Source organism: Pseudomonas sp. SDT291_1_S447 (assembly GCF_054070155.1).
The window spans coordinates 1-575 of the sequence record NZ_JBSVXS010000286.1 but is presented as its reverse complement, the minus strand read 5'-3'; the positions used below and the strand labels follow the sequence as shown (position 1 = coordinate 575).

Sequence of the window (575 nt, the reverse complement as noted above, 5' to 3'; positions counted from 1 at the left end):
TCGATATCTATCAGGAAGTCAGCAGCATTGATGAGCGGGCTTCGGCCAGTTCGACCTCGGCGGGGATCGTCACCAACAAACGCGCGATCGACACCAGCATCCTGCTCGATGACGGGCAGATCATGGTGCTCGGCGGGTTGCTGCAGGACGGCTACAGCCAGAGCAATGACTCGGTGCCGTGGCTGGGCGACATTCCGGGGATCGGCGCGCTGTTTCGCAACGAACGCCGGGCGATTACCAAGACCAATCTGATGGTGTTCCTGCGCCCGTACATCATTCGCGACAGCGAGGCGGGGCGCAGCATTACTCTGAATCGCTACGACTTTATGCGTCGCGCCCAGGGTGGATTGCAGCCAGAGCGCAGCTGGGCGATGCCGGACATGCAGGCGCCGCAGTTGCCGACGGCAGCGCAGGGTGTGCCGGCGGTTATGCCCGCTTCAGGACCTCGCGCAACCATCAAAGCGGTGCCCATCCAATGACGCCGACATCGCCCCTTGATCTGGAAAACGGTCCTGTAGGAGCTGCCGAAGGCTGCGATCTTTTGATCTTGCTCTTCGACGGACCCAGACGGCCAA

1 pseudogene is annotated in these 575 nt (G+C 61.7%); it reads left to right on the top strand.

The annotated features are described in order from the left end of the window. Window positions 1-479, top strand: a pseudogene (locus ACW9IR_RS29570) (type II secretion system secretin GspD); the annotation flags it as partial. Between the last annotated feature and the right edge of the window lie 96 nt (window positions 480-575).